The organism is Pseudomonas sp. MD195_PC81_125 (assembly GCF_014060985.1).
GTDB classification, from domain to species: domain Bacteria; phylum Pseudomonadota; class Gammaproteobacteria; order Pseudomonadales; family Pseudomonadaceae; genus Aquipseudomonas; species Aquipseudomonas parakoreensis.
The window spans coordinates 1-4,425 of record NZ_JABULD010000564.1 but is presented as its reverse complement, the minus strand read 5'-3'; the positions used below and the strand labels follow the sequence as shown (position 1 = coordinate 4,425).

Sequence of the window (4,425 nt, the reverse complement as noted above, 5' to 3'; positions counted from 1 at the left end):
CTGCACCGTTCTATGCAGGAGCTGCCGCAGGCTGCGATCTTTTGCTTTACAGGCGGTATCAGCGGCTAGCTTGCAGCGCCCGGGCCATTTGCAGATGGCTTTGCAGTTTTTGGCAGTGTCTCGTCGGCAAAAGCCTTGATTTCCGGCAGATCGGTCGACTGCGCTTCCTGCTGGATCTGCTGGATGGCCTCTTCGGTCGCTTTCACCTGACTGGCGGCGTAGGCCTGGTCAAAGGTTTCACCGTCCTTGACCTGCGGGATCATGCTCTTGGCCTTGTCGGCGATTTCTTCACGGGGTGCGACCGGCAAATCGAGTTTCTTGGCGATCTTCGCCAGATGCTGGTTGGCCGTGGTGCGGTCATTGATCACCACGATGGTGTAAACCTTGACCTCTTTGGATTCGGATTTCTGGTGCGCCAGGCGGCTGGCTTCGATGTCGGCCATGCCTTTGGCAGATGCATCGTTGATGAAGTCGGCAGGCGACTGGGCGAAAGCCGTGCCAGCGAACAAACCCAACAGGGTGGCAACACTTAAATGACGTATCTGGGTGGCCATCCGGCTCATGGTCGCGCCCTCCTATCTCTGCAAATTCAAGCGGGGGCTTGCGCCCCCGCCTCTCAATCAAAACAACCTCGCCGACTACTTCGACTTCTGAGCTGGCTTGCGGCCCATTTCGGCTTTCGCAGGCTCTTTGTCGACTGTCGTGGTGGTGGTTTTCCCACCTTTGCGACCGGCCTCAGAGGCCTTCGTTCGATCGTTCGCGAAGTTTCCCGAGTTGGAGTTTCTTGAATTAGGCATGATTCTCTTCCTCTTGGTGTTGATCGTTGGCGAGCAGGTGCCCGCCTAGATTGAGAATTGCCGGGCTGCCAAAGGTTTAGAAAAGTTGCCTGCGCCGCGACGAACGGCGCGCACCGGTTCAGATATCAACCAGCCGATGATTGAGGCGTTTGGCGGCGTACATCGCCTGGTCGGCATGCCGGAACAGTTGCTGCTCCTCGCTGCCATGTTCGGGATAACGGGCCACGCCGATGCTTGGCTCGATATGCAGGTTGTGACCGTCCAGACGCATGGGTTGCACGAGCACCTGGCGGATTTTCTCGGCCACGCTGTCGGCGTCTTCAGCGGCGTGGATACTGTGCAGCAGCACCACGAATTCGTCGCCACCAATGCGCGCCACGGTATCGGTATCGCGCACGCAGCCCTTGAGCCGACTCGCCACGGTTTGCAACAGCATGTCGCCGACCGCGTGGCCAAAGGTGTCGTTGACCTGTTTGAAGCGATCCAGATCGACGTACAGCAACGCCATGCTTCCCGACGCATCCCGGGCGCCGGCCAGTGCAGCCTTGAGACGGTCTTTGAGTAATCCGCGATTGGGCAACTGGGTCAATTGATCGTACTGCGCCATGCGCTTGAGCCGTGCGTACAGTTGCTGACGCTCAATGGCGGTGGCGACCTGGGCGCAGACGTATTGCAGCAGTTCCTTGTCCTGTTCGGTGTAACGTTCGCCGCCCGGCAGGCTTTTGACGATCAACGCACCGATGGTGCCGTTTTTCGAATTCAGCGGCACACCAAGCCAGCACGGTGAATCCTGCCCCGCCACCAGCGCCGCGAAATCGGATGAGGCGTCGGGGTTGTCGGGCGTCAGCAGAATCGGCTGACCGCTGCGGATGACTTGGGCACACAAACGCCCGGTGACGGTGCCCGGTTGCTCGGGCTGCGATTCGAGGTCATCAACGTGATAGGGAAAATTCAGCTGCGCACCGTGCTCGTCGTACAGCGCCACGGAAAAATTCAGCGCCGGCAGCCATTCACCGATGATCAAGTGAATGCGTTTGAACAGCGCCAGCAAGTCTTCGGCGACATGCGCCGCTTCGGAAATGGCATACAGCGCAGCCTGACGCGATTCCGCCTGCTTGCGCTCGGTGATGTCGCGGGCCACGGCGATGCGCAGCTGATCGACCTCCGACCAGCGCGCCGACCACAGTATGTTCGCGATGCGCCCATCTTTGCGCACGTAGCGGTTTTCAAAGTTGTGTTTCGGTTCACCGCCCATGATGTCACTGGCCGCTGTCAGGGTGCGCTGGCGGTCGGCCGGATGCACCAGCTCGATCATCGGCCGGCCGATCAACTCGTCAGGCGTATAACCGAAAATGCGCTCGCAGGCGGCACTGACAAAAACGAAACGGCCCTGCCTGTCTACCGCACAGACGGCATCCAGCAACAGGTCCATATAACTCGCCAACGGCGCGGAGTTTCGGCTTTCCATGGTTCAGCGTGGGTGTCCGGACAATGCAGCACTGTTCAACCATCCTTGCCCTTGATCAAGCATCCCTGCACACAATTTCAAGCCTTGTTCGGCAGCAATCCCGGTAGTGCGTGCATCAGTGCGTTTATGGCAAAACCGATAAACATCACGCCACATAAACGCGTGATCATCAGCTCGTGGCGCTGATACAGCGTGCGTACGCGACGGGCGCCAACCACGCCGATCAGAATAGCGTAGGCCAGCAAACCGCCAAGAAAGCTCAGGGCGATCAGCGCCGGCAGCATCGACCAGTTGAGCAGTTCGGCACGACTCGACAGCAACGCGGTAAACGTTGCCACCGCCACCGGGTAGGCCTTGGGATTGGTCAAACCAAACAGGATTCCGTGCCAGAACGGCTGACGCGCAGCGCCCTGCGGCTGATCATCGCTGCGCCGTTGGGCCCGCACTGCGCGCCAGCCAAGCCAGAACAGGTACAAGCCGCTGAGTACGCCGAGCACGTCAAAGGCCGTGCTGCCGATTTCCCGGGCGCCGACGATGGCGATCAGCGCGGTACTGCACCAGACCACATCACCAAGCAAATGCCCGCAAAGAAATCCCGCCCCGGCCCGACGCCCGTGTGCCGCGCCGATGCCGAACACCGCCAGAACGCCCGGCCCGGGTGTGATGCCGTAAATGAAACCAGAAGCCAGAACGGCCATTAGCAGCGATGGAGTCATGAAAAACCTGCTGTCGCCAGTACAAATGATGGCCAGTCTATATCAGCCTGGGACGCCTGATCATGACTCGTCGTAAAAACGCATCCCCGAGTACGGTTTCAAGCGACAGGCTGCCAGTCGCGAGGCCAGATCGCCGACGTGCGCTTCGAGCTTGTGGCCATCAGGATCAAGGAAGTAGAACGAAGCACCTTCGCTGCGGTTGTCACGCCACTCCCGCACGTTCGCCGCTTTTAGCGTTTGCACGAACAACGCAAAATTCGCCTCAGCCAGGCTGAACGCGTAATGCGTGTAGTCGACGGACGGCTCGCCGCGGCGCTGCGCATCCAGCGACAGGCACAGCCACAGCCCGGGCAGCGACAGATAGGCCCCGGCGTCCCACGTGGCTTCTACACGCAGATTCAGCACGTCACGGTAGAACGCCAGACTGCGTGGCAAGTCGCTGACCGCAAGGGTCAGGTGATTGAGGCTGGTGAGCATCGGGATCAGTAACCTCTGAGGTCTTCGGGGACGGCGTACTGCTGGCCATCGTACGTCAGGGTGACCTGCTTTTTCTTCAACTCGGTGGTTTTCGATACGCACTGATTGCCAGATTGGGTGTTTTTCATTTTGCTGCCACTGGTGGTGACGATCAGATCGGCAAAACCATGGTGCACCGCAGGCCCGATCTCGACGGTGCGGCGGATTTTTCGGTTATAGCCCTCACACTTGCTGGTGAATTCACCGTGGTTCTTGTACACCACCAGCCCTTCGAGCACCGGACGCAGTTCGTCGCCCTCGCGCACATACAGCGCCAGATCGGTTTTTTCGTAGGGAACAGCGTGGGAATTGTGCGCAAATTTCGCGCGCAGCCCAAAAGCCCGGATGTCCGGCGTCAAACGGTAGCGCGCCGTATCGATGCGTACATCCTCCAGACGCACGGCATCGGAGTTGTACGCGCCCGGTTTATGGTAAGTGGCGATGGGTTTGGCGTTGCTCGCATTGAGGAGCGCCAGCTCCAGATCGAACGCCCCGGCATCGTCGCCACCGGAGTCGGCGAGGTAGGTGGATTTGACCGAAATCGCCTGACTCGGAAATGCCGGCCAGACGTTGCAACGCGACATGGATTTACCGTCGAAACTCTGGGTGGTGCAGGCTGCGTGGGCCTGGGTGGTGATGGCCAGCAAACCGAGGGCGAGCAGGAGTCTGGTGGGGTTGAGCATGGTTCTTCCTTGATAGCTGTTGTGTATGGCTGGCGGGTTACAGGCCTTGGAAACCGTTTGGCAAAACGTAGGATTTTCCGTCGTAGTGCAATGTTGTCAAAACGGGTTGGTTGTCAGTGGTTTCAGTTTTACATGCGTCTCCCGTCCCCACACTTGTTGTGTCTTTCTCCAAGGTTTTGACAATCAGATCTGCATAGCCGTGAGAGCTCGTTTTAGCGATTTCTACTGTTCTTGAAATCTCATAT

The 4,425-nt window shown here is 58.9% G+C and carries 5 protein-coding genes and 2 pseudogenes; all 7 read right to left on the bottom strand.

Annotated features, from left to right (window positions below; all coding sequences use genetic code 11):
• Positions 1-58: 58 nt before the first annotated feature.
• Positions 59-563 (bottom strand): annotated as a pseudogene (locus HT737_RS22490) (DUF4142 domain-containing protein).
• A 75-nt stretch (positions 564-638) separates the two neighbouring features.
• Positions 639-797: a KGG domain-containing protein gene (locus tag HT737_RS22485; protein WP_080963245.1), complete on the bottom strand. Its 159-nt coding sequence runs from the start codon at positions 795-797 to the stop codon at positions 639-641.
• 118 nt (positions 798-915) lie between these two features.
• Positions 916-2,265 (bottom strand): bifunctional diguanylate cyclase/phosphodiesterase, encoded by a 1,350-nt coding sequence (locus HT737_RS22480; protein ID WP_182404032.1) that lies wholly within the window; start codon positions 2,263-2,265, stop codon positions 916-918.
• A 77-nt stretch (positions 2,266-2,342) separates the two neighbouring features.
• On the bottom strand, positions 2,343-2,981 hold the full coding sequence (locus HT737_RS22475; RefSeq protein WP_047292229.1) for a LysE family translocator: 639 nt from the start codon (positions 2,979-2,981) through the stop codon (positions 2,343-2,345).
• Between the two features lie 60 nt (positions 2,982-3,041).
• Positions 3,042-3,458, bottom strand: coding sequence for a fosfomycin resistance glutathione transferase (gene fos, locus HT737_RS22470; RefSeq protein WP_047292227.1), 417 nt, complete (start codon positions 3,456-3,458; stop codon positions 3,042-3,044).
• A 5-nt stretch (positions 3,459-3,463) separates the two neighbouring features.
• Positions 3,464-4,180 carry a hypothetical protein gene (locus HT737_RS22465; protein WP_182404031.1) on the bottom strand — a complete coding sequence of 239 codons (717 nt, stop codon included), beginning with the start codon at positions 4,178-4,180 and terminating at the stop codon, positions 3,464-3,466.
• 37 nt (positions 4,181-4,217) lie between these two features.
• Positions 4,218-4,425: pseudogene (locus HT737_RS31295) on the bottom strand (hypothetical protein); the annotation flags it as partial.